The sequence below is a fragment of the Allostreptomyces psammosilenae genome (genome assembly GCF_013407765.1).
GTDB lineage: Bacteria > Actinomycetota > Actinomycetes > Streptomycetales > Streptomycetaceae > Allostreptomyces > Allostreptomyces psammosilenae.
Genome location: NZ_JACBZD010000002.1, coordinates 31,956 through 53,673, shown reverse-complemented (window position 1 = coordinate 53,673; position 21,718 = coordinate 31,956). Strand labels below are relative to the sequence as shown.

The following is a 21,718-nucleotide window of genomic DNA, read 5'->3' as shown; positions in this document are numbered from 1 at the left end:
GGTCCGGCCGTGCGCCGAACACCGGGAAGCATACGTGAACCCAGTAAGGAACGTTACTCGGTTAAATTTTTTCGGCCCGATCGGCCACCTCGCGCGCCCCCGGCTCGCGGCGGTCAGTGCTCCGGGCGGGACTGCTGGAAGGCGCGTCGGTAGTCGCTGGGCGGCACACCGACGTGGGCGGTGAAGTGGCGCCGCAGGTTGGTCCCGGTGCCCAGCCCGCTGTACTGGCCCACCTGGTCGATCGACAGGTTGGTGGACTCCAGCAGGCTCTGCGCGCGGGCCAGCCGCTGGCCCAGCAGCCACCTCAGCGGGGTGGTGCCGGTGGCGGAGTGCAGGCGCCGGAAGAACGTCCGGGTGCTCATGCCGGCCCGCCGGGCCAGGTCCTCCACGGTGAGCGGCTGGTCGAGGTGGGCCGTGGCCCACTCCAGCACCGGCCCCAGGCTGTCGTCGTCGCAGGCCGGGACGGACAGGTCGACGAACTGCGCCTGGCCGCCCGGGCGGTGCGCCGGCACCACCATGCGGCGGGCCAGCTGGTTGGCGACGGTCGCCCCGAGGTCACGGCGCACCAGGTGCAGGCACAGGTCCAGCCCGGCGGTGACGCCGGCGCTGGTGAGCACGTCGCCGTCGTCGACGTAGAGCACGGAGTCGTCGACCCGCACCCGGGGGTAGCGGCGGGCGAGGGTGGCGGTGTGCACCCAGTGGGCGGTGGCCCGCCGGCCGTCGAGGATGCCGGCGGCGGCCAGGGCGAAGGCGCCGTTGCAGAGCGAGACCATGCGGGCGCCGGCGGCGCTGGCCTCGCGCAGCGCGTCGATCAGCTCCGGGTCGAGCTCGCGGTCGCCCTCCACGCACTCGTCCGGCACCGAGGGCACGATCACCGTGTCGGCCTTCGGGAGGTCCGCCAGGCCGTACCGGGTGTCCAGGACGAACCCGAAGCCGGCGCGGGTGGCGCCCGCCCGGGAGCCGCACAGCCGCAGGTCGTACCAGGGGTCGGCCAGGTCGGGCTGCGCCTTGCCGAAGACCGCGCAGACGATGGCCAGCTCGAACAGATCCCAGGGGTGGGTGTCCGCGTCGTCGATCACGGCCACAGCGACGGAACCAGGGCTCATGCCGGCCAGGGTACGCAGCCGCGCCGACAGCGCCGACACCCTTTCACGACAGCGCACCCGCCGCTTCCGACGCGGCGTCCGGACCGGCGGCGCCGGCGGGCACGTCCGGCGCACGTCCGGTGGGCACGTCCGGCGGGCGCGGCAGGATCCGTACGAAGGTCGTCACTCCTGCCACTGTCGGCGCGCGGCGCCCGCTGGGAACGTGGTTCCCGATCGAACGGGACACGCGGCCCGGCCCGGCCGGCGCCGCGTCAGACACACGAGGAGCACACCGAATGCGGTCCGACGCGAACACTCCGTCCGAGACCCGCGAGGGCGTGGCGGTCATCGGCCTCGGCCTGATGGGCCAGGCGCTGGCCGGCGCCTTCCTGAACGCCGGTCACCCGACGACCGTCTGGAACCGGACGGCCGACAAGGCCGACGCGCTGGTCGACCGGGGCGCCGTCCGCGCCGGGACGGTCGCCGAGGCCGTGGCGGCGGCCGAGGTGGTGGTGGTCTGCCTGTCCACCTACGAGGTGGCGCTGGAGCTGCTGGAGCCGCTGACCGGCACGCTGGCGGGACGCACCCTGGTGAACCTGACCTCCGGCTCCCCGGAGCAGGCCCGCCAGACGGCGGACTGGGCGGCCGGGCACGGCATCCCCTACCTCGACGGCGCGGTCATGTCCATCCCGATCGGGGTGGGGCAGCCGGAGGCGGTGCTGCTCTACAGCGGTCCCCGCGCCCTCTTCGACGCCCACCGGGCCACGCTGGCCGCCCTGGGCGGCGGCACCACGCACCTGGGCGAGGACTTCGGGCTGGCGTCGCTGTACGACGTGGCGCTGCTGGGCCTGATGTGGTCGACGATGAGCGGCTACGTGCACGCGGTGGCGCTGCTCGGCGCGGAGGGCGTGGACGCAAGGACGTTCACCCCGGTCGGCAACCGCTGGCTGTCCACCATCACCGGCTACCTGACCGAGTACGCCAAGCAGGTGGACGCCGGCGCGTACCCGGCGGACGCCACCTTGGACATCCAGGTGACCACGATGGAGCACGTCCTGCACGCCAGCCGCGAGCGCGGCGTCAACGTGGAGCTGCCGACGCTGATCAAGACGCTCGCCGAGCGGGCGATCGCCGCCGGCCACGGCGGCTCCAGCTTCGCCAGCCTGGTGGAGGTCATGCGCAAGCCCGCGTGAGGCCCCCGGGTGCGGGGGGCGGCGCCGCCCCCCGCACCCGCGCCCATACCCCTACCGAGTAGCCGTACCAACGCACGCCACGAACAGACGAACGGACCGACCCAGATGACCACCCCCTGGCCCGACCTGGTGACCCGCGCCGCCGACGAGTGCACGGCCGTCCTGGACAAGGGCGCCGACCAGGACTGGTCCCGCCCGGCGACCGGCCTCGACTGGAGCTGCCGCACCACGCTGGACCACCTCGCGCTCGGGCTGGTCGGCTACGCCGGGCTGCTCATCGCCCAGCCCACCGACCGGTTCACCGCGCTGTCCGCCTCGCTGGCGGAGGGAACACCGATCCCGACCTGCCTGGAGGGCGTCCGGATCTCGGCCGCGCTCCTCGCCTCGACCGTGCGCGAGGCCGCGCCCGAGGCACGCGCCTGGCACCCGTGGGGCACCTCCGACGGCCCGGGATTCGCCGCCATGGCGCTGGTGGAGATGCTGGTGCACACCTACGACATCGCCCGCACCCTCGGCCTCGACTGGACGCCGCCGGACGAGCTCAGCGCACCGGCGGTGCGGCGGCTCTTCCCCGACGCGCCGTCCGGCCACGGCGCGTCGGAGACGCTGCTGTGGTGCGCGGGCCGGATCGCGCTGCCCGGCCTGGCCCGCCTGGAGCGGTGCCAGTGGGACGGACGGGTGCGCTGAGGAACGTGGTGGAGGCGGGCCGGCCGGCCCGGGCCGGCCGGCCCGCTCCCCGGGTGTTCTCCCCGCCGGTAAATCGGTGTTCCTGCGGGCACACCACCGCGATCATGGGGCGGACACCGACCGCGACCCCATGGAGTAGCTCGTCATGCCCCTGCCCGCCGACCCGACGGTGCTGCACCCGATGCCCGACCAGCCGCGGGTGGTGCTGCTCAAGCCGCTGGTGAAGTCCCCGTTGATCGAGGTCGGGGAGTACTCCTACTACGACGACCCGGACGACGCGACCGCCTTCGAAACCCGCAACGTGCTCTACCACTACGGGCCGGAGAAGCTGGTCATCGGCAGGTTCTGCGCGCTGGGCACCGGGGTGCGGTTCATCATGAACGGCGCCAACCACCGCATGGACGGCCCCTCGACCTTCCCCTTCCCCACCATGGGCGGCTCCTGGGCCGAGCACTTCGACCTGCTCACCGGCCTGCCGAACCGCGGGGACACCGTGGTCGGCAACGACGTCTGGTTCGGCTACGGCTCGACGGTGATGCCCGGCGTGCGGATCGGGCACGGGGCGATCATCGGCTCCGGCGCCGTGGTCACCGCGGACGTCCCCGACTACGGGATCGTCGGCGGCAACCCGGCCCGGCTCATCCGCACCCGCTACAGCGACGAGGACGTCGCCCGGCTGCTGGCGGTGGCCTGGTGGGACTGGCCCGCGGAGCACATCACCAGGCACGTGCGGACGATCATGTCGGGCAGCGTGGCCGACCTGGAGGCCGCCGCCCCAGGCGCCCCCACCACCTGACGCGGGCGCGGCGGGGGAGGGGGCGGCGTGCCTCACTCGGCGCGCGCGGGAGCCTCCGCGGCCTCGGCCGGCACCAGCCGGCGTTCCTCGACGGGCGCCGGACGGGTCGCGCCGCCGGCGCCGCCGCCGGTGCCGCCCCCACCCCCGCTGCCGGCGCCGGCCACGGCCGGCCTGGCCCCGGTGCGCAGCAGGCGGAGCAGCGCGAGGGCGACCAGCAGCAGGCCGGCGGCCCCGGCCATGATCAGGGCCGTGGTGGAGGCGTAGCCGGCGCGGTCCGGATCCGGGCCCAGGACGCTGAAGAAGACCGCGCCCAGCACCGCCACGCCGGTGGCGCTGGCGAACTGCTGCGTGGTGGTGAGGACGCCGGAGGCGGCCCCGGCGCGGGCCGGCCGGACGCCGCTCAGCACGGCCCCCACCAGCAGCGCCATGACCAGGCCGTTGCCCAGCCCGACCACGCCGAGCGTGGTGGCGACCAGCACCGGCCCGGCGCCGTCGCCGGCCACGGCGAGTCCGGCCGTCAGCGCCAGCAGGCCGACGCCGCTGAGCGTGAAGCCGAGGGCCATGACCGGCACCGGGCCGCGCCGGACGCTCAGCCGGCGGCCGAGGAAGGTGGTGGCCATGAAGGTGATGCCGAGCGGCGCGAAGGTGAGCCCGGCCGCCGTGGGGCTGAGCCCGAGGCCGCTCTGCAGGAACAGGGCGAGCACGAACATGAAGCCGCCCCAGTAGGCCATGAAGGCCACGTTGACCGCGAGTCCGCCGGAGAACGCCCGGTCGCGGAAGAGCGTGAGGTCGAGCAGCGGGTCCCCGCCGCGCCGGGTGAGCCGCCGCTCCCAGGCGATGGCCAGCAGCAGCACCGGCAGGGAGGCGGCCAGCGAGATCCACGTCCACAGCGGCCACCCCTCGGCGTGGCCGAGGGCGAGCGGCACCAGGGCCAGGGCGAGGCCGGCGGAGATGGCGACGGCACCGAGCGGGTCCAGTCGGGGCCGGTGGCCGGCCTTGGCCACGGCGGGCAGCAGCCGCGGGGCGACGATCACCAGGACCAGGCCGACCGGCACGTTGACCAGGAAGATGTTGCGCCAGCTGAGGCCGAACAGGTCGGCGTCGAGCAGCAGGCCGCCGAGCACCTGGCCGGCGATCGAGGCGACGCCGCCGGTGATGCCGTACCAGGTCAGCGCGCGGGACCGCTCGTGGACCGGGAAGCCGGCGGTGATCAGGGCCAGCACCTGCGGCACCATCACCGCGCCGGTCAGTCCCTGGAGCAGCCGGGCGGCGACGAGCTGCCCGGGGGTGGCGGCGATGCCGCAGAGCAGCGAGGCGAGGGCGAAGGCGGCCACGCCGATGAGGAAGAGCCGGCGGTAGCCGAACAGGTCGCCGAGTCGGCCGCCGGTCACCATGCCGCTGGCGTAGGTGAAGGCGTAGCCGGCGACGACGAGTTCCAGCGCGGCGTCGTCGACGTGCAGGTCGTCGCGGAGCACGGGGGCGGCGACGTTCACGGCGAAGAAGTCGAACTGGGCCATGAAGGTCGCCACGAGTATCAGCGGCAGCATCCGCCACCGGCGTGGATCGGGCTCGGTCGTGTTCGGGGGGCTGGCGGCCACCGGCACTCCATGATCGAGGGACGACGAACTGTTTGATGGGTATCGAACACTACGATGGTCATCGACACCCTTGCAAGGGGCACCTATGCTGGGCGCATGGGTGAACACTTCCGCCAACCCGCGCCGGAGGAGATCGACCTCCCCACGGTGCTGGGGGCGCTCGCCGACCCGGTACGGCTGGCCACGGTGCGCGCCATCGACGCCGCCGGCGAACTCACCTGCGGGCAGGTGCACGAGGAGATCGGGGAGCCCTGCGGGAAGTCGACGATGTCCCACCACCTGCGCATCCTCCGCGAGGCCGGACTGACCGGGACCCGCATCGACGGCGCCCGACGGCTGGTCTCGCTGCGCCGGGACGACCTCGACGCGCGCTTCCCCGGCCTGCTCGGCGCCGTGCTCGCCCGCCCCGTACCCGGACCGGCCCGCGCGGCCGACGCCGCCGGGGCGACCGCCACGACCCGCGGGGCCGGCGCCCGGGAGGCCGGGGACGCCGGGGAGAACGGCCAGGAGCCGCCGCGACAGCGGCCCCTGGCCACCCGAGCCTGAGCCCCCGAGGCCCGCTCCTCCTACGCGGCCGCCCGCCCCGACGGCGGCCGGCTCAGAAGTTGTCCGGGCACCACGGCGACTCGGCGGTGCGCAGCAGCACGTCGGCGCGGTGCGCCGCGCCCGGGCGGTGCTCCGTCAGCAGCCCCGCCCGGTGCAGCCGCGCAGCCGACGCGCCACCCAGCGCCAGCCGGGCCAGCGTGGCCGCCTCCAGCTCCACGTCCGGCGCCGCGCCGGTCCGCCGGCACGTCGCGCCGTCCGGGCCGCCCTCCAGCGCGAAGGTGCCCTCGGCGTAGCCGTCCCGGTCCCGCACCCGCAGCACCAGGCTCCCCTCGACAGCGTAGCGGCGCGCCGCGAACAGCGCCGGCACGTCGAGGATCCGCAGCCACATCCAGTCCACGTGCTCCAGGACGCGCCAGCCGCGGGCGTCCTCCAGCAGCAGCGGGACCACCTCGTCCACCGGGCGCTGCACGAACTCCACCCGGGTGACCAGGTCCACCCCCAGCGCGTACCGCACCAGCGCGGCGGCCGCCTCCGGGTCGGGGGCGATCAGGTCCTCCACGGTGAGCCGGCCGTCCGGCACCTCCCGGTCCCAGCGGGTCTCCACCCGGTAGCGGAGCGTCCCGGTGACGGCGCCGGAGGCGTCCCGGTACACCGCCCAGAAGGGCTCGTTCCACTCCTCGCCGGGCAGGGCGTGGATGCCGGTGGCGATGTCCCACCAGCGGTCGTCGCGGACGATCACCCCGTGGCGGGTCGCCCGCAGCCGCTCGAACACCGCCGGGGCGAGGGCGCGGTACTCCGCGGTGTCGACCAGCTCCACCCGTCCGCCCGCCGATCCGCCGGCCGACGGATCCGGCAGCCGCCCCGCGCGGGCCTTGACCACCTCGCCGGTCAGCTGCTCGGTGGCCGGGCCGAAGCCGAAGCGCCCGTAGATCTGGTACTCGGCGGCGACCAGGATCGCCGCCGCCTGCCCGCGGTCCGCGGCGGCCCGCAGGTCCGCCGCCATCATCCGGCTGAGCACGCCGCGCCGGCGGTGGGTGGCGGTGACGGTCACCGCGCTGATCGCGTCCACCGGCAGGGCGGAGCCGCCGGGGAGGGTCAGCTCGGTGTCGAAGCTGCGGAAGGTGCCGACGTAGCGGCCGCCGTCCACCGCCGCGCGCAGCCGCCCGGTGCTCAGCAGCGGCCCCCAGCCGGCGAGCACCTCCTCGTCGGTGGCCTTGCGGCGGCGCAGGAAGCCGGTGTCGACGGCCCGGACGAAGGCCACGTGGTCCTCCGGGCCGACCTCCACCACCTCCACGCCCACCCCGCCGCCGGCCGCCGCGTCGTCCCCCGCCCCGGCCGGCGCGCCTGCGACGGACGGACCCTCCACGTTCTGACTCGTAGCTCCCATGGGGCCGACGGTAGGGGGTCCACGGCCCGGACCACATCCGTTTTTCCCGCCGCGGGGGCCACCGCGGGGGTCGTCGCCGGGGCGGCCCCGGACCCGGTGGCCCGCCGGGGGCGCGGGCCGGCCGGATCAGCCCGGGGCGAGCAGGTCCTCCACGCGCGCCTCGCCGTCCCGGTAGCGCCGGGTGATCTCCCGGCTGCACCCGTCCACCATCCGCTGCAACTGCTGGCGGCGCGTCGACACCCGGTGCTCCTGGGCCGCCAGCCGCTCCAGGGCACGGCCCAGCTCCGCCTCGCTCCGCGCGTGCAGGTCCGACAGCGCCACGTCCCCGAGCACGGCGTGCAGCCGGTCCAGGTACTCCCCGTCGCCGGGCGTGCGCAGCGTCACGTGGCGCGCCGAGCTGCGCACCGGGGACGGCGCGTCGGCCAGGATCTGCGGCAGCCGGCGCAGCACGTGGTCGCCGAACAGCACGTCGCCGGTCCCGCTGCGGGTCGGGCCGTAGCCGGCGCGCTGCTCTCCCGGGCCCCCGGGCCCCGACTCGGCCCGCTCTCCCGCTCCACCGGCCGCCTGCTGGGCCGCCGCCTGCCGCGCGGCGGCCTCCTGGGCCTGCCGGCGGTCGGCCAGCTCGGCCCGCAGGATGTCGATCCGCCCCTGGAGCAGCCGGCGCAGATAGGACAGGTCCGCCTCCTGCTGCTGCAGGTGCCGGCGGGCCGCCCGCAGCTCGCCGAGCGCCATGGCCCGCAGTTCGCGGTCCTCGCCGACCGTGGCCTCCAGCGGGTGAACGCTGGTCGTCAGCCGCTCCACCGGATCCTCCGGCGTGCCCGCCTCCATGTCCTCACCGACCACGCTCCCACCCTTCCCGGCGCCGTGGCGGCGCCGTTAGCGCTCTTCGCCCCCGAATGTGCTGGCCGGCCGCTCACCCCGTGGCGCCCGACCCGTGTGCTCCGCACCCCGCGCGGTGTTCCCCGAGGTGCCCGCCGACGCGGCGGCGGACCGGGTGGCGGAGAACCGGGGGAGGCGTACGCGACCACCCCGTGCATCGTGCCACCGCGCGGAGCCGCCGGGCCGCCGCAGGCACCCGAACGGCCCTGCTTTGGCGCCGTGTTCGAACCATGTTCCCTCCGTCCGGGTGTACGCCGGGCCCTGCCACAATGGCCGCATGCGAGCGGTGGTGCAGGTGGTGACGGAGGCGGCCGTCCGGGTGGACGGCGAGGTGGTCGGCGAGATCGCCGGCCCCGGGCTGTGCGTGCTGGTGGGCGTCACCCACGACGACACGCCGGCGCACGCCGAGCGGCTGGCGCGCAAGCTGTGGTCGCTGCGCGTCCTCGACGGCGAGAAGTCCTGCTCGGACATCGGCGCGCCGCTGCTGGTGATCAGTCAGTTCACGCTCTACGGCGACGCCCGCAAGGGGCGGCGCCCGACCTGGAACGCCGCCGCCCCCGGGCCGGTGGCCGAGCCGCTGGTGGCCGCCGTGGTGGAGCGGCTGCGGGAGCTGGGCGCGACCGTGGCCACCGGCCGGTTCGGCGCCGACATGAAGGTCTCGCTCACCAACGACGGCCCGGTGACCCTCCTGCTGGAGGTCTGAGCAGCCCCGTCCCGGCGCGGGTCACGCCTCGACCACGACCTCCTGGCCGGCCGGAACGGTGCCCGCCAGCAGGGTGGCGTCGGCCGGGGTGTTCCGCTTCACCAGTGCCAGGGCGATCGGCCCCATCTCGTGGTGGCGCGCCGACGACGTCACGAAACCCACCGGCCGCCCCTCCGGGCCGTCCGCGGCCAGCCGCACCGGCGTGCCGTGGCCGGGCAGCACCTCCTCGGTGCCGTCCAGGTGCAGGAAGACCAGGCGCCGCGGCGGCCGGCCCAGGTTGTGCACCCGGGCGACGGTCTCCTGCCCCCGGTAGCACCCCTTGTCCAGGTGCACGGCCTGGCCGATCCAGCCCACCTCGTGCGGGATGGTCTTGTGGTCGGTCTCGAAGCCGAGGCGCGGCCGGTGGTCCTCGATGCGCAGCGCCTCGAAGGCCCACGAGCCGGCCGGGCTGCCCAGCCGGCCCGCCATCGTCTCCAGCGCGTCCCGCGGCACCAGCACGTCCCGGCCCCAGGCCGTCTCGCGGACCGCCACCGCCTCGGGCACCTCGGCCACCGAGCCCGCCGGCAGGAACAGCACGGCGGTCGCGTCGGTGACGTCCTGCGGCTCCACCCGGTAGAAGAAGCGCATCTTCTCCAGGTACTCCAGCAGCGCGCCGGTGGTGCCCGGCTCCACGTGCATCCAGGTGGCGGTGCCGTCGTCGACCATCTGGAGGTGGTGCTCCACCCGTCCGTTGGCGTCCAGGATCAGCGCGTCGACGGCGGTGTTCGGCTCCAGCCGCTCCACGTGCTGGCTGACCAGCAGGTGCAGCCAGGGCAGCCGGTCCTCGCCGGTCACCCGGAGCACGCCGCGGTGCGAGAGGTCGACGAAGCCCTCCCCCCGGGCGAGCGCCCGCTGCTCGCGGAACAGGTCGCCGTAGTGCGCGGCGACGCCCTCGTCCGCGCCCTCGGCGGGCACGGCACCTGGCAGGTTCAGCAGGGGACTCCTCATGTCCCCCAGCGTAGGCCGTCCCCGCGCGGTTCCCGCCGGCCGCTCCCCCGGCCCGCCCGGCGGGAGCGGTCGTCCGCGCCGCGGGTTCAGTCGGCGGGGTGGGCGGAGGCGGCGGAGCGCTGGCCGGCCGCGGCCGCGTTCCGCGCCACGCACTCCGCGCAGCGCCCGAAGATCGCGAAGTGCTTCATGTCGGTCTCGAAGCCGTAGCGCTCGCGGAGGCAGTCGGTCAGCGGCTGCGCCACCGAGGTCTCCGTCTCGATCACCCGGTCGCAGTCCCGGCACACCAGGTGCAGGTGCTGGTGCCGGGAGGCGATGTGGTAGGTGGGCGCACCGTGCCCGAGGTGGGCGTGCGAGACCAGGCCCAGCTCCTCCAGCAGCTCCAGGGTGCGGTAGACCGTGGAGATGTTGACCCCGCTGGCGGTCCGGCGCACCTCGGTGAGGATGGCGTCCGGCGTGGCGTGGTCCAGCGCGTCCACGGCCTCCAGCACGAGCTGGCGCTGCGGCGTCAGCCGGTAGCCGCGCCGCCGCAGGTCGGCCTTCCAGTCGGTGCTCACTCCGCCGCGCCTCCTCGCCGTCGAAGCCTCCTGAGAGCCGCCCGGCTCGCGCACCGGCCCGGCCGCGGGCCGGTGGGCTCAGCCGGCGCCGGTGGCGTCGCCCCCGATGTCGAAGACGATGCCGTCCTGCGGCGCCTGCTTCTTCAGTGTCGCGGACAGGTACGACTTCAGCGGCTCGCCGTGCGCGGCCCGGTCGAAGGCCCACAGCAGGTCGCCGTTGACCAGCCCGTACAGCCGGTGGCCGCCGCTGTAGTCGATGGCGGTGGCGGTGCGGGCCACCGCGTCCGTGACGATCTCGATCTTCGGCCGGTCGGCGTCGCGCTCGCCCACCCAGACCTCGACGAACCCCTCGTCGTGGGCCAGCAGCACCTCGACCTGGCGGTCCGGGCCGGGACGCCAGTAGCCGGACTCGGCGGTCAGCAGCCGGCCCTCCTTGCCGTCCGCGTCCAGCAGCCACACCCGGGAGCGGTAGCTGAGGAAGCGGCCCGCGCCCTCGTGGCCGAAGACGACCTCCTGGCTGAAGTTGAACGAGCCGGGCTCCGGGGTGGGAGCGCCCTCGGTGACCGGCCGGGCCGGGGCCGCGTCCGTGACGTGCGGATCCTGGCCGACCCCCAGGCCCTTCCAACTGCCGAGCAGGAAGGCGTAGGGAACGAGGTCGGGGTGGAGGTCGGAGGGGATCTCGATCATGGTCTCTTCGGTTGGCTGGGAGCGAGCAGGCGGGGGGAGGTCGGTGCTCAGTTCTGGCCGCGGTACAGCCGCAGCAGCACGAAGGCGGCGAACCAGACGACCGCGACGAACACGACGACCATCAGGGTGGTGAAGAAGTAGTGCAGCATTGCGGTCGCTCCCCACGAGACACGGGACGGCAAGACGTCGGTCCTTCGGGCCGAGTCTAGTCGAGGGGGCACCGGGCGCGGCCTGCGGGAGGCCGGGAGCATAGGGTGGTGGCGTGGCCGACAAGCTGGTGATCAAGGTAACCGCGGGCAGCGACTCTCCGGAGCGCTGCTCCCAGGCGTTCACCGTGGCGGCGGTGGCGGTGGCCAGCGGGGTCGAGGTGTCCCTGTGGCTGACCGGCGAGTCCGCCTGGTTCGCGCTGCCCGGGCGGGCGGCCGAGTTCGAGCTGCCGCACTCCGCTCCGCTGCCGGACCTGCTGGACGCGGTCCTCGCCGGCGGCTCGGTCACCCTGTGCACGCAGTGCGCGGCACGCCGCGACATCACCGCGGAGGACGTCCTGGAGGGCGTGCGCATCGCCGGCGCCCAGGTGTTCGTCGCGGAGGCGATGGCCGAGGGCGTCCGGGCGCTGGTCTACTGACGCCGCCCCGGCGGCCGTCTCGGCGATCGACGGACAACGCCGTGGGCCCGCGCCGGGGCAGCGGCGCGGGCCCACGAGGGCGCGCGGGACGTGCGCGTGGGGTGTGCGCCGTCCGGACTCAGACGACGATGGCCACCTCGGCCGGGGAGCCCTGCTGGGCCACCACGGTGCGGTCCACCGTGGCACCGGGCACCAGGGCCCGCAGCGTCCAGGTGCCGGGGGCGGCGAAGAACCGGAACTGGCCGGTGGCCGAGGTGGGGACCTCGGCGGTGAACTCGCCGTCGGCGTCCAGCAGACGGACGTAGCCGTTGACGGGCTCGCCGTCGCGGACCACGGATCCCTGGATGATGGTCTGGCCGTCGGTGTCGACGCCCTTCAGGTCAGGCCCACCGGCCTTGGCACCACACATGTCCTGCGCTTCCTTCCGTTGACGAGGCGGGGCGTCCGGTTCGGCGCCGGACATCGGATCGGTCGGGGGTTCGGTCGGGGATCGGTGGCGGGGGGGGACGGCGGGGGCGCGGGCCGTCGCCGGGCCCGCGCCCCCACCACCTCACTCCTCGCCGGTGCCGAGCTCGATCGGCACGCCCACCAGGGAGCCGTACTCGGTCCAGGAGCCGTCGTAGTTCTTGACGTTCTCCTGGCCCAGCAGCTCGTGCAGCACGAACCAGGTGTGCGCGGAGCGCTCACCGATGCGGCAGTAGGCGATGGTGTCGCGGTCCAGGTCGACACCGGCCTCGGTGTAGATCTGCCGCAGCTCCTCGTCGCTGCGGAAGGTGCCGTCGTCCTTGGCGGACTTCGACCACGGGATGTTGCGGGCGGTCGGGACGTGACCGGCGCGCTGCGACTGCTCCTGCGGCAGGTGGGCCGGGGCGAGCAGCTTGCCGGTGAACTCGTCGGGGGAGCGCACGTCGACCAGGTTGAGGTTGCCGATGGCGGCCACGACGTCGTCGCGGAAGGCGCGAATCGACAGGTCGGGCTCCTTGGCCTGGTACTCGGTGGCCGCGCGCTGCGGCACCTCGGCGACCAGCTCGCGGGAGTCCAGCTCCCACTTCTTGCGGCCGCCGTCGAGCAGGCGCACGTCCTCGTGGCCGTAGAGCTTGAAGTACCAGTAGGCGTAGGCGGCGAACCAGTTGTTGTTGCCGCCGTAGAGCACCACGGTGTCGTCGTTGGCGATGCCGCGCTCGGACAGCAGCTTGGAGAAGCCCTCACGGTCCACGAAGTCGCGGCGGACCGGGTCCTGGAGGTCCTTCTTCCAGTCGATCTTCACCGCGTTGCGGATGTGGTTCTTGTCGTAGGCGCTGGTGTCCTCGTCCACCTCGACCAGGACGACCTTGGGGTCGTCCTGGTGGGCGATCACCCAGTCGGCGTCGACGAGTACGTCACTGCGTGCCATGAGTTCCCCTCCGGGGGCAGGTGCGGCTGGTTTCCGCTGCGGGCGTTGGGTCGGGCTGGCGTGGCCGGGCGGTGCCCAGGCTCCCGTGTGCGTCGCGGGGGCCGGGGGCGCCGCGGCGCGGGGACGCGCCCCTGGGCCTGGCTCCACTCCCGTGCGCCGGCCGGGCCGGGAGGGTGCGGCGTCCAGGGCCGCGGCCTCCTCCTCGCCGGGTGACCCGGGGAGGAGGCGAGGACGGCATGTCGGCTGACCGGGAAGTGCCGTCCCGTCAGAGCATTCGACACAGCGCGGCGGCGACGCGGCACAGGTCGACGGCCCGCCGCTGGGTGAGGTCCGCCTGTCGCTCCATGGGGCCCGATATTAAGGACGGGCGACACGGGATGTCATTCATGTTTCGCGATATGAGACGAAAAGGCTCGAATGCCGGGACATGGAAGACGTCCCATCGGCCCCGCTCGCGCCATCCCTACCCCGACGGCCCGGTTTCACCCGGTTCCGGGCCGACGTGTCGCACACCCGCCCGAATGATGAGACGCCACGCCGGCCCGGCGGAGTCCACCAGGCGGACGCCGGGCGAGGGTGAGCCGGGGCGACCAGGGTGAGCAGGGCGAGCCGGGTTGGGCCACGCCGTCCGCGCGGGCCGCGCGACTACAGCGGGACGTCGGTGCCGGTGGCGTGCACCACCACGGCGTCGGGCGTGGTCCGCAGGGACTCCAGCGCCACGCCCTCGGGCAGCTGGGCCACCCGCCGTTCGCCCGCCCCCGCCGCCTGCCGCACCAGGGCCTCCAGGGCGGACGGCAGGGCCCCGCCGCCCTCCGCCTGGAGCAGTTCCAGCCGCAGCGTGTCGTCCCCGGCGACCTCGACCCGGCCGATGTAGGCCAGCTCCAGGGTCTGCCCGAACAGCTCGTAACGGCCGGCGACCCGGACGTTGCCGCCCTCCACGTCGGTGTCCCCCGCGGGGCTGAGGGTCACGCCGTTGCCGATCGCGGCGGAGAGGTCCTCGTAGGAGAGGGTGAGCGTCGCCTCGGCCTCGGCGGCCGTCCCCCCGGAGAAGTCGGCGTCCAGCCGGACCCCGCGCAGGGTGGTCTCCAGCCGGTCCACGGTCAGGTCGGCGGCCCCGCCGTCGGTGGAGGCCGTGCTGGTGACGTCCTCCGCCGTCACCGAGACCTCCTCCAGGTCCCGGCCGACCACCTGGGTCAGGAAGGGGAAGCCGTCCACCCGCACCTCGGGCGTCCGCGCCAGGTCCATCCGCGAGCGCACCGCCTCGGCGATGCGGTCCTCCGCGAAGCCCACCGCCACCCGGTCCGCCGCCACCGTCAGGCCGCCGAGCACGACGAGCACGCCGATTCCGATCTTCAGACCTCGTCGTGCCATCCCCGATCCCATCTCCCCTTCGTGGCTGTGCGCGTCCATCCAATCGGCACGTACCCGGCGCTGCCACCCTCGGCGGTGGTCATCGGCGGGTCGTCGGCGAGTGGACGGCCGTGTGCACAAGGACGCGGGCGAGCCGCCCGCGGATCCACCCCGCCACCACGGCCCACCCCGGCGAGCCGTGCCGTGTGCAGCCCCGCCTCCGCAAGTCGTGCCGTGCGCCTCCCCCGCCCCACCCCGACGAGCCGTGTACGCAGCCCTGCCCCCGTCGAGGCGTGCCGTGCGCCTCCCCCGCCCCGCCCCGCCCCGGCGAGTGGTGCCGTGCCCGCGGCCCCGCCCCGCCCCGCCCCGCCTCGGCGAGCCTCGCGATGCGCGTCCCCCGCCCCGGCGAGCGGTGCACCCAATCCACGAGGAGAAACGCCCACCGAGACGCCTTCCCCTTCCCCGCCCGGCCCCGTTTCCCCCCAGCCGCCGGCCCGAGTCATCCACAGCCCCGAAAGAGGGACTGCCGCCCCCGACCACCCCCATGAGACCGTGGAAATCGGGGGGACCCACCCGGCCCCCCTACCGGCCGTTCCGCTCCGAGGCGATCGGATCCCCGCCCATGGGCCCCGCGCGCCCCGGCCCGACGGCAGAGTGTGCTGCTCTTTTTTGGGGGGCGCCCCGGGCTTCGCCAGGGGCGCCCCCCCGAAGCACTCGACAGCGCGCAGGACCCCGCCGAGCCCCGCGGGCTCGGCGGGCCCGGCGTGCGCCCTGGGACGGCTCGCCCTAGGCGAGGATCACGGCGGCCAGCCAGACTCCCGGGGCCGCCAGGGCGAGCGGCAGCGCCACCCCGGCGGTGTGGTGCACGAACGCGGACGGGAAGTCGTAGGAGGCCACCCGGCGCCCGGCCAGCCCGAGCACGCCCGCCACCGCCGCCAGCACCAGGCCGGCCAGCGCGCCCACGCCGAGGGCTCCGCCGAGCACCGCGCCGACGCCGGCGGCCAGCGCGAGGCCGGCACCAGCGCGCAGGCCGGGGTTGCGCAGCGGCCCCGGCAGCCGGGCGGCCGGCGCCGCGGCGGCGAGCACGGCCACCGCCACCGCGCTCACGCCCAGCACGATCGGTGCCGACGCCGGCCACCCGACGGCGCCCTCCGCCGCGTCCTGGGCGGCCCGCAGCGCCGGCAGGAACGTCCCTGCCATCACCGAGACCACCGTGGCCGAGGCGGTCACGGTGACCGCCGGGATCAGTTCCTCACGGCCGCCCCGGCGCGCCATCTGCTGGGCCAGCGGCAGCAGCCACACGGCACCGAGCACCCCGGCGAGCGCTCCCGCCCGGCCCATCCCGGAGCCGTCGGGGCCGACCACCAACAGCGCCACGTCGGCCACGAGCGCCGAGAGCGCGGCCAGCGCGATGCCCTGGCGCGCCGGCCACATGCCGTTCAGCCGGAACCAACCGGCGGCGGTGAGCACCTGGAGCAGCATCACGACCGGCACCAGCGTCCACATGCCGAGCAGCGCGGCGAGCAGGAGGAGGACGGCGAACGCGGCGGTGAGCAGCGCCGGGCGGGTCCCGGGCGGGACGATCGGCGAGCCGGTGCGGGTCGCGCCGGCGGGCGACGGCGCGGCGGCGTCCCCGGCGGCGGGCCACGGGTGGGCTCCGGACGGGGCGCCGTCCGAGCCGGCGGCACCTCCGGTGGCTCCTCCGGCGACGCCCCCCGCGGTGTGACCGCCCCCGGGCTGGCCGGCGTGCGCGGCGCGGCGGCCGGCGCGGCCCGGGCGTCCGCCCGGCCCCGAGGCGGGCACGCCCGGACCGGGATTCGCGCCCGCGCCCGGCTCGGCGGGGGGGTCCGCGGCGGGGCGCTGGGCCAGCGGGAGGGCGAGCATCATCGTCTCGTCCGTCGACGGCGCGGCCATCGGGGCGGGTGGGGCGGACGGCGGGGGCGGGGCGGCCACGGGGCGGCGCGCGTGGGTGCCGTGGCCGACGCTCTCGGGCGGCGTTCCCCAGGCGCCCGGCGCCGCGGTGGGGGCCGCGGCGGCCACCGGGCCCACGCTCCCGTGGTTCATCGGGTCCACGTGGCTCCTCCCGTGGTTCGCATGGCTCCCGTGGTTCGCATGGCTCCCGTGGTTCGCATGGCTCCCGTGGTTCGCGGGAGCCATGGAGTCCAACGGATTCACGGGATTCACGGAGCTCCCCTGACCGGCCGGGTTCGCCGGCGCCTGCTCCGGGTACGGCCCCGAGACCGGTGGCCAGCCGCCGGCCCCCTGGGCGGCGGGGTGTCCCCCGGCCGGCGGGCGCGACCGTTCGTCGCCGGCGGCGGCTGGGCCGCCGTCCTCCGGCCGCGGCCAACCGGACGCCGCGCGCCCTCCGTCCCAGCCACTCATGCCTTCACCCTTTTTCCCTCGGACCGTGTCCGCGCCTCACGCCGTCGCGGCGGCCTGCCGTTCACCCGCGCTCCCCGCCGCGCGCCTCACCGGGAGGAGCCGGCGGGGGACGGTCGCCGTCCCGCCCCGGGGCTGATCCGCTGTCTCACGTGTCGCACGTGTTCCGGCTGTCCGCCGGCCCGCCCGCGGGCGGGTTCCTGTGGCCCGGTGACGCCGGGGGGGTGGCGGAGCCGACGGGCCGGACCGGCTCGGCACCCGTTCCCGGTCGGTCAGCCGCCGGCGAAGGGCGGCAGGACCTCCACCGTGCCGCCCTCCCGCAGTCGCACCTCGTGGTGGTCGCGGGCCCCCACCGGGTCGCCGTCCACCAGGAAGGAGGAGCGCCGCAGCACCTCGGCGAAGCGGTGGTCGTCGGGCCGGGCGCGCCGGGCCTCGGCCAGGGCCTCGGCGAGGGTGGCCGCGCGGTAGGGCTCCTCGGCCGTCCCGGCCGCCGCCTTGGCGGCGGCCCAGTACCGCAGGGTGCCGACGGGCGGTGTGCCCGCACCGACCGTCTCCCGCTGCCCGCCGGTCGCAGTACTCTCCATCCCCCCATGATGGCCGGTCCGCGGCCCGTGAGCCGCCTCGGGGCCGGGCCACCACGCCGGGACCGTTCCCGCCGCACGCGGGCGCCGGGCGCTGCCGCGCCACCGCCGCGCCACCCCCGCGGAGCGCCGCCGGCGGTCGGCGGGCCTCGGGCGCCGCCGTTCGGCCCAGCACCCGGACACCAGTTCGGGCGAGAAAGTGACGCGTTGCGACCGCGCCGGTGTGCGGCGCCACCTCACCCGCCGGCCGGCCGGTGTGACGCTGTTCACCTGCCGTCCTCCGCCGTGTTACCCGGCCGCCGCGCGGCGGCATTAGAGGGGTCACCGTCCGCCACCGCCTGCCGGAATTCGTCCTGGATGCCCGTTCGGTTAACGCGGGGGAAATCAAGCGGCAACGAGATCGACTGCGCGAACCCTGATCAGCCGCCGCACCGTCCGCTATTCTCGACGATGTAAGGATCCGGGCGATGAAGCCGGGCGGGGCACACCGGAGATCGGCGGTGGGCCGGGCTGGCGGAGCCGCTTGCGGGTCCTTTGTCGTTTTCTACGAGGACAGCCGCCGGCCGACACGGACCGGAGAGGGGCGGAAGTCGTATGAGTTCCCTGCTGTTGTTGACCAACGCACTCCAGCCCTCAACGGAAGTCCTGCCCGCACTCGGATTGCTGCTGCACAGCGTGCGCGTCGCCCCCGCGGAGGCGTCGGCGCTGCTGGACGCGCCGTCCGCCGACGTCATCCTGGTCGACGGCCGCCGCGACCTCCCCCAGGTGCGCAGCCTGTGCCAGGTGCTGCGCTCCACCGGCACCGGCAGCCCGCTGCTGCTGGTGGTCACCGAGGGCGGCCTGACCGCGCTCACCGCCGAGTGGGGATTCGACGACGTGGTGCTCGACACCGCCGGCCCCGCGGAGGTGGAGGCCCGCCTGCGCTTGGCCATCGGCCGCCGCAGCCGCACCGGCGCGGACGACATTCCGCCGGAGATCCGCAACGGCGACCTGTCCATCGACGAGGCGGCCTACAGCGCCAAGCTCCGGGGACGCGCGCTCGACCTGACGTTCAAGGAATTCGAGCTGCTGAAATACCTCGCCCAGCACCCCGGACGGGTCTTCTCCCGCGCGCAACTCCTTCAGGAGGTGTGGGGCTACGACTACTTCGGCGGCACCCGCACGGTGGACGTCCACGTCCGGCGGCTGCGGGCGAAGCTGGGCCCGGAACACGAGTCGCTGATCGGCACGGTGCGCAACGTCGGCTACCGCTTCGTCGCCATGGAGAACGAGCGGGCCGGCGGCGACTCATCGGGACCCCGCGCGGGCTCCCGGGAGGCCGCCGACCGCCCGGCGGCCTCCGGCGCCGCCGGGGAGAAGGAGGGCGACGGCGACCCCGACGGTGAACGCGGCCCGCTCCCGCTCTCGCACGCCACCGCCGGCATCTAGCCGGCCGCCGGGCGCCCGCCCGGCGCCGCGCCCCGGCCTCCGCCGCCCACCCGCGCCAGCTACGACACGCCCGGGGTCCCAACCCCTGCGGCCGGCCGCCGCCGCGCCCGGCGCCCCGCCTCCGCGCGGGTCCCCCGGGGGCGCCCCGGCGCCCCGCGGCCCCCGCCCGTCCACGCCCACCGGCCGTCCGCGGGGACGGTTTTCGGTCACCTCCACCGCCCGCCCCGACCGGCCGGATCCCATCGCCCTCGGACGCTCCTGGTGAACGCGCATAGAATCGACGCGTGCCCAAGGTGACGCGCGACGACGTGGCAAGGCTGGCAGGGACCTCGACCGCGGTCGTCAGCTACGTCATCAACAACGGTCCGCGCCCGGTCGCGCCCGCGACCCGGCAGCGCGTCCTCGACGCCATCGAGCAACTCGGCTACCGGCCGGACAGCGTGGCGCAGGCCATGGCCAGCCGGCGCACCAACCTGATCGGCATGGTGGTGCCGGACGCCCGCCAGCCGTTCTTCGCGGAGCTGGCGCACGCCGTGGAGCGCGCCGCCTCCGAGCGCGGCAAGCTCGTGCTGATCGGCAACTCCGACTACGTGGACGACCGCGAGGTGCACTACGTCCGCGAGTTCCTCGGCATGCGGGTGGCCGGGCTGATCCTGGTCAGCCAGGGCGTGTCCGAGCAGGCCGCCGCCGAGATCGCGGTGCGGGACGCGCGCGTGGTGCTGCTGCACCGCCGCCCCGAGGCCATCGACGACGTCGCCGTGATCACCGACGACCGGGTGGGCGCCCAGCTGGCCACCCGTCACCTGCTCCAGCACGGCCACCGCCGGGTGGACTGCATCGGCGGCCCGGCCTCCACCCCGGACGACAGCGACCCGGTGCAGGAGCACATACGCGGCTGGCGCCAGGCCCTCGACGAGCACAACGAGTCCTCCACCGGCGACCAGGTGGACGGCCGCGTCGTGCAGGCCCCGTTCAACCGCTACGGCGCCTACCACGTGGCCCTGGACCTGCTGCTCTCCCCGGACCGGCCCACCGCCGTGTACTGCTCCACCGACGACCAGGCCCTCGGCGTGCTGCGCGCCGCCCGGGAGGTCGGCCTGCGGGTGCCCGAGGACCTCGCGGTGGCCGGCTTCGACGACCTCGCCGAGGCCGCCTACTCCGACCCGCCGCTGACCACCGTGGCCAGCGACCGGGAGGCGATGGCCCGGGCCGCCGTGGAACTGCTGCTCGACGAGGCGCTGCTGGTGCGCCGGCAGAACGTCGAGCGGGTGCGCAGCTTCCCCTCCCGCCTGGTGGTGCGCCGCTCCTGCGGCTGCGCCTGACCGCCCCGCCCACCGGCCGGGGGCCGGCCGGAGCCGGCCCGAGCCGGCGGCCACCTCGGAGGGATACCCTTCCGGACATGACCTCCGGCGACGAGCGACTGTTCGAGGACGAACCCGACGGAACGGCCGTGCTGGACCGGCTGCCGCCCGGGCAGGCGGCGGCCGTGGCCGGCCTGATCGAGCGCGCCCGGCAGGCGGACGGCGTCTCGCCGCTCTCCGAGCAGGGCATGCTGAACCTGGACCGGCCCCGCGCCGGCGTCCGCCACCTGCTCCGTTACGACCTGCGCGGAGAGGTCGCCGGCTACGCCCAACTCGTCGCCCCCGAACCGTCCGAGCCCGCCGGCGCCGCGCCCGCCCCGGACGACCGCGACGGCCACGAGGACCACGACGGCCCGGAGGGCCCCTCCGCCGAGCTGGTGGTCGCCCCCGCGCACCGCCGGCTGGGCCACGGCCACCGGCTGCTGTCCACCCTGCTGGAGGTCGGCGGGCCCCGGGTCGCCGTCTGGGCGCACGGCGACACCCCCGCCGCCCGCGGCCTGGCCGCCACGCTCGGCCTGCGCCAGGTGCGCGAGCTGCGCCGGATGCGCCGCCCGCTGCCCGCCGACCGCGCCGCCATCGACGCCGAGCTGCCCCGCCCGACGCTGCCGTCCGGGGTGCAGCTGCGGACCTTCGAACCCGGCCCGGGCCCCGACGGCGGCACCGGCGACGGCCCGGCCTGGCTGGCGCTCAACGCCGCCGCGTTCGCCCACCACCCCGAGCAGGGCGCGTGGACGGCCGACGACCTGGCGGCGCGCCTCGCCGAGCCGTGGTTCGACCCGGCCGGCTTCTTCCTCGCGGTGCGCACGGCCCCCGACGGCTCACAGCGGCTGGTCGGCTTCCACTGGACGAAGGTGCACCCGGCCGGCGCCGACCAGGGGCCGGATCCGGTCGGCGAGGTGTACGTGGTCGGCGTCGACCCGGCCGAGCAGGGCGGCGGCCTGGGCCGCGCGCTCACCATGACCGGCCTGCGCCACCTGGCCGGCCTCGGGCTGCCTGCGGTGATCCTCTACGTGGACGCGGACAACGCCCCGGCCGTGCGGGTGTACGAGCGGCTCGGCTTCGCCGTGGACGCCGTGGACACCATGTACCGCCGGGCCTGACCCCGCCCCGGGCCGCTCCCGGGCCGCTCCGTACCGCCCGGCCCCGCCCTCCGGACCCGCTCCTGGCCCCGCTCCCGCACCGCTCCGCGACCCCCGTGCGCGTGCCGGCGACCCGCCGCGCCGGGGGCGCCCGCGCGCGTGGTGTGCACGGTGCGTGCCGCTCCGTGTACGCCACGCCGCCCCCTGTTGTCCATGCGCACGTCACCTCTGGTTCACCATCGGTTGCCACGATTCCCCGGTGACCGTGACCCAGTCGATGCCGAACCGCGCCCCGTCGAGGGCTTCCGACCGGCGTCGCCGTGGGGTCTCCGCGCGCCAGAGGAACAGCTGATCGACATGGCCGACAATGGTGAGAGCCCCACGGAGCTGCGCGCACGCCGCGCGGGCGCTCCGGGGGCG

General features: G+C 75.7%; 23 protein-coding genes. 9 read left to right on the top strand and 14 right to left on the bottom strand.

The features are described 5' to 3' along the window. Positions 1 to 113: 113 nt before the first annotated feature. Both FHU37_RS22585 and FHU37_RS29145 read right to left on the bottom strand, forming a co-directional pair. On the bottom strand, positions 114 to 1,106 hold the full coding sequence (locus FHU37_RS22585; protein ID WP_179816525.1) for a GlxA family transcriptional regulator: 993 nt from the start codon (positions 1,104 to 1,106) through the stop codon (positions 114 to 116). Positions 1,107 to 1,149: 43 nt separating this feature from the next. Next, a complete protein-coding gene (locus FHU37_RS29145) occupies positions 1,150 to 1,272 on the bottom strand; it encodes a hypothetical protein (RefSeq protein WP_281394822.1) in 123 nt (40 codons plus the stop codon). Positions 1,273 to 1,381: 109 nt separating this feature from the next. Here FHU37_RS29145 and FHU37_RS22580 point away from each other — a divergent pair, with 109 nt between their 5' ends. From FHU37_RS22580 to FHU37_RS22570, 3 genes are all read left to right on the top strand, one after another. After that, positions 1,382 to 2,278, top strand: coding sequence for an NAD(P)-dependent oxidoreductase (locus FHU37_RS22580; protein ID WP_179816524.1), 897 nt, complete (start codon positions 1,382 to 1,384; stop codon positions 2,276 to 2,278). Between the two features lie 105 nt (positions 2,279 to 2,383). Further along, positions 2,384 to 2,965, top strand: coding sequence for a maleylpyruvate isomerase family mycothiol-dependent enzyme (locus FHU37_RS22575; RefSeq protein ID WP_179816523.1), 582 nt, complete (start codon positions 2,384 to 2,386; stop codon positions 2,963 to 2,965). Between the two features lie 145 nt (positions 2,966 to 3,110). Then, positions 3,111 to 3,761: a CatB-related O-acetyltransferase gene (locus FHU37_RS22570; protein ID WP_179816522.1), complete on the top strand. Its 651-nt coding sequence runs from the start codon at positions 3,111 to 3,113 to the stop codon at positions 3,759 to 3,761. A gap of 32 nt (positions 3,762 to 3,793) precedes the next feature. Here FHU37_RS22570 and FHU37_RS22565 read toward each other — a convergent pair whose 3' ends face one another. Continuing rightward, positions 3,794 to 5,359, bottom strand: a complete 1,566-nt coding sequence (locus FHU37_RS22565) for an MFS transporter (RefSeq protein ID WP_179816521.1) — start codon at positions 5,357 to 5,359, stop codon at positions 3,794 to 3,796. 96 nt (positions 5,360 to 5,455) lie between these two features. On the opposite strand from FHU37_RS22565, the gene FHU37_RS22560 reads away from it, so the two are divergent. Then, complete coding sequence (locus FHU37_RS22560) at positions 5,456 to 5,905, top strand: ArsR/SmtB family transcription factor (RefSeq protein ID WP_179816520.1); 450 nt, start codon at positions 5,456 to 5,458, stop codon at positions 5,903 to 5,905. Between the two features lie 52 nt (positions 5,906 to 5,957). Here the strand turns inward: FHU37_RS22560 and FHU37_RS22555 are convergent, their stop codons facing one another. Together FHU37_RS22555 and FHU37_RS22550 are read right to left on the bottom strand one after the other, a co-directional pair. After that, positions 5,958 to 7,292, bottom strand: a complete 1,335-nt coding sequence (locus FHU37_RS22555; RefSeq protein ID WP_179816519.1) for a GNAT family N-acetyltransferase — start codon at positions 7,290 to 7,292, stop codon at positions 5,958 to 5,960. Between the two features lie 126 nt (positions 7,293 to 7,418). After that, complete coding sequence (locus FHU37_RS22550; RefSeq protein WP_376774049.1) at positions 7,419 to 8,135, bottom strand: RsiG family protein; 717 nt, start codon at positions 8,133 to 8,135, stop codon at positions 7,419 to 7,421. Positions 8,136 to 8,448: 313 nt separating this feature from the next. Between FHU37_RS22550 and dtd the strand changes: the two genes are divergently transcribed. After that, entirely contained in the window at positions 8,449 to 8,874 is a 426-nt protein-coding gene (dtd, locus tag FHU37_RS22545) for a D-aminoacyl-tRNA deacylase (RefSeq protein ID WP_179816518.1), read from the top strand. A gap of 21 nt (positions 8,875 to 8,895) precedes the next feature. Here dtd and ygfZ read toward each other — a convergent pair whose 3' ends face one another. From ygfZ to FHU37_RS22530, 3 genes are all read right to left on the bottom strand, one after another. Beyond that, positions 8,896 to 9,861 carry a CAF17-like 4Fe-4S cluster assembly/insertion protein YgfZ gene (ygfZ, locus tag FHU37_RS22540; RefSeq protein ID WP_179816517.1) on the bottom strand — a complete coding sequence of 322 codons (966 nt, stop codon included), beginning with the start codon at positions 9,859 to 9,861 and terminating at the stop codon, positions 8,896 to 8,898. An 86-nt stretch (positions 9,862 to 9,947) separates the two neighbouring features. Next, the gene (locus FHU37_RS22535; RefSeq protein ID WP_179816516.1) at positions 9,948 to 10,415 is read right to left on the bottom strand and encodes a Fur family transcriptional regulator; all 468 of its coding nucleotides are present in this window, start codon (positions 10,413 to 10,415) and stop codon (positions 9,948 to 9,950) included. A gap of 78 nt (positions 10,416 to 10,493) precedes the next feature. Next, positions 10,494 to 11,102, bottom strand: a complete 609-nt coding sequence (locus tag FHU37_RS22530) for a heme-binding beta-barrel domain-containing protein (RefSeq protein ID WP_179816515.1) — start codon at positions 11,100 to 11,102, stop codon at positions 10,494 to 10,496. Positions 11,103 to 11,364: 262 nt separating this feature from the next. On the opposite strand from FHU37_RS22530, the gene FHU37_RS22525 reads away from it, so the two are divergent. Next, a complete protein-coding gene (locus tag FHU37_RS22525) occupies positions 11,365 to 11,727 on the top strand; it encodes a DsrE family protein (protein ID WP_179816514.1) in 363 nt (120 codons plus the stop codon). Between the two features lie 118 nt (positions 11,728 to 11,845). On the opposite strand, the gene FHU37_RS22520 is transcribed toward FHU37_RS22525, so the two are convergent. The 6 genes from FHU37_RS22520 to FHU37_RS22500 all read right to left on the bottom strand — a co-directional run bounded on the left by FHU37_RS22520 (position 11,846) and on the right by FHU37_RS22500 (position 17,433). After that, positions 11,846 to 12,136 (bottom strand): DUF1416 domain-containing protein, encoded by a 291-nt coding sequence (locus tag FHU37_RS22520; RefSeq protein ID WP_179816513.1) that lies wholly within the window; start codon positions 12,134 to 12,136, stop codon positions 11,846 to 11,848. Positions 12,137 to 12,277: 141 nt separating this feature from the next. Then, positions 12,278 to 13,120 carry a sulfurtransferase gene (locus FHU37_RS22515; RefSeq protein WP_179816512.1) on the bottom strand — a complete coding sequence of 281 codons (843 nt, stop codon included), beginning with the start codon at positions 13,118 to 13,120 and terminating at the stop codon, positions 12,278 to 12,280. Positions 13,121 to 13,385: 265 nt separating this feature from the next. Then, on the bottom strand, positions 13,386 to 13,466 hold the full coding sequence (locus FHU37_RS29615; protein WP_376774071.1) for a putative leader peptide: 81 nt from the start codon (positions 13,464 to 13,466) through the stop codon (positions 13,386 to 13,388). A gap of 299 nt (positions 13,467 to 13,765) precedes the next feature. After that, complete coding sequence (locus tag FHU37_RS22510; protein WP_179816511.1) at positions 13,766 to 14,491, bottom strand: LmeA family phospholipid-binding protein; 726 nt, start codon at positions 14,489 to 14,491, stop codon at positions 13,766 to 13,768. A gap of 765 nt (positions 14,492 to 15,256) precedes the next feature. Further along, positions 15,257 to 16,534 (bottom strand): hypothetical protein, encoded by a 1,278-nt coding sequence (locus tag FHU37_RS22505; protein WP_179816510.1) that lies wholly within the window; start codon positions 16,532 to 16,534, stop codon positions 15,257 to 15,259. 587 nt (positions 16,535 to 17,121) lie between these two features. Beyond that, entirely contained in the window at positions 17,122 to 17,433 is a 312-nt protein-coding gene (locus tag FHU37_RS22500) for a MoaD/ThiS family protein (RefSeq protein WP_179816509.1), read from the bottom strand. 591 nt (positions 17,434 to 18,024) lie between these two features. Here FHU37_RS22500 and FHU37_RS22495 point away from each other — a divergent pair. From FHU37_RS22495 to mshD, 3 genes are all read left to right on the top strand, one after another. Then, complete coding sequence (locus FHU37_RS22495) at positions 18,025 to 18,858, top strand: winged helix-turn-helix transcriptional regulator (protein WP_179816508.1); 834 nt, start codon at positions 18,025 to 18,027, stop codon at positions 18,856 to 18,858. A gap of 284 nt (positions 18,859 to 19,142) precedes the next feature. Then, complete coding sequence (locus FHU37_RS22490; protein ID WP_179816507.1) at positions 19,143 to 20,180, top strand: LacI family DNA-binding transcriptional regulator; 1,038 nt, start codon at positions 19,143 to 19,145, stop codon at positions 20,178 to 20,180. Between the two features lie 77 nt (positions 20,181 to 20,257). After that, positions 20,258 to 21,319, top strand: coding sequence for a mycothiol synthase (gene mshD, locus FHU37_RS22485; RefSeq protein ID WP_179816506.1), 1,062 nt, complete (start codon positions 20,258 to 20,260; stop codon positions 21,317 to 21,319). Positions 21,320 to 21,718: the final 399 nt, after the last annotated feature.

Coding starts and splice junctions, on each gene's coding strand:
- FHU37_RS22580 (WP_179816524.1), top strand. CDS start 1,382: ATGCGGTCCGACGCGAACACTCCGTCCGAGACCCGCGAGGGCGTGGCG.
- FHU37_RS22500 (WP_179816509.1), bottom strand. CDS start 17,433: ATGGAGAGTACTGCGACCGGCGGGCAGCGGGAGACGGTCGGTGCGGGC.
- FHU37_RS22495 (WP_179816508.1), top strand. CDS start 18,025: ATGAGTTCCCTGCTGTTGTTGACCAACGCACTCCAGCCCTCAACGGAA.
- FHU37_RS22575 (WP_179816523.1), top strand. CDS start 2,384: ATGACCACCCCCTGGCCCGACCTGGTGACCCGCGCCGCCGACGAGTGC.
- FHU37_RS22515 (WP_179816512.1), bottom strand. CDS start 13,120: ATGGCACGCAGTGACGTACTCGTCGACGCCGACTGGGTGATCGCCCAC.
- FHU37_RS22560 (WP_179816520.1), top strand. CDS start 5,456: ATGGGTGAACACTTCCGCCAACCCGCGCCGGAGGAGATCGACCTCCCC.
- FHU37_RS22530 (WP_179816515.1), bottom strand. CDS start 11,102: ATGATCGAGATCCCCTCCGACCTCCACCCCGACCTCGTTCCCTACGCC.
- FHU37_RS22570 (WP_179816522.1), top strand. CDS start 3,111: ATGCCCCTGCCCGCCGACCCGACGGTGCTGCACCCGATGCCCGACCAG.
- ygfZ (WP_179816517.1), bottom strand. CDS start 9,861: ATGAGGAGTCCCCTGCTGAACCTGCCAGGTGCCGTGCCCGCCGAGGGC.
- mshD (WP_179816506.1), top strand. CDS start 20,258: ATGACCTCCGGCGACGAGCGACTGTTCGAGGACGAACCCGACGGAACG.
- FHU37_RS22505 (WP_179816510.1), bottom strand. CDS start 16,534: ATGAACCACGGGAGCGTGGGCCCGGTGGCCGCCGCGGCCCCCACCGCG.
- FHU37_RS22510 (WP_179816511.1), bottom strand. CDS start 14,491: ATGGCACGACGAGGTCTGAAGATCGGAATCGGCGTGCTCGTCGTGCTC.
- FHU37_RS22585 (WP_179816525.1), bottom strand. CDS start 1,106: ATGAGCCCTGGTTCCGTCGCTGTGGCCGTGATCGACGACGCGGACACC.
- FHU37_RS22520 (WP_179816513.1), bottom strand. CDS start 12,136: ATGTGTGGTGCCAAGGCCGGTGGGCCTGACCTGAAGGGCGTCGACACC.
- FHU37_RS29615 (WP_376774071.1), bottom strand. CDS start 13,466: ATGGAGCGACAGGCGGACCTCACCCAGCGGCGGGCCGTCGACCTGTGC.
- dtd (WP_179816518.1), top strand. CDS start 8,449: ATGCGAGCGGTGGTGCAGGTGGTGACGGAGGCGGCCGTCCGGGTGGAC.
- FHU37_RS22555 (WP_179816519.1), bottom strand. CDS start 7,292: ATGGGAGCTACGAGTCAGAACGTGGAGGGTCCGTCCGTCGCAGGCGCG.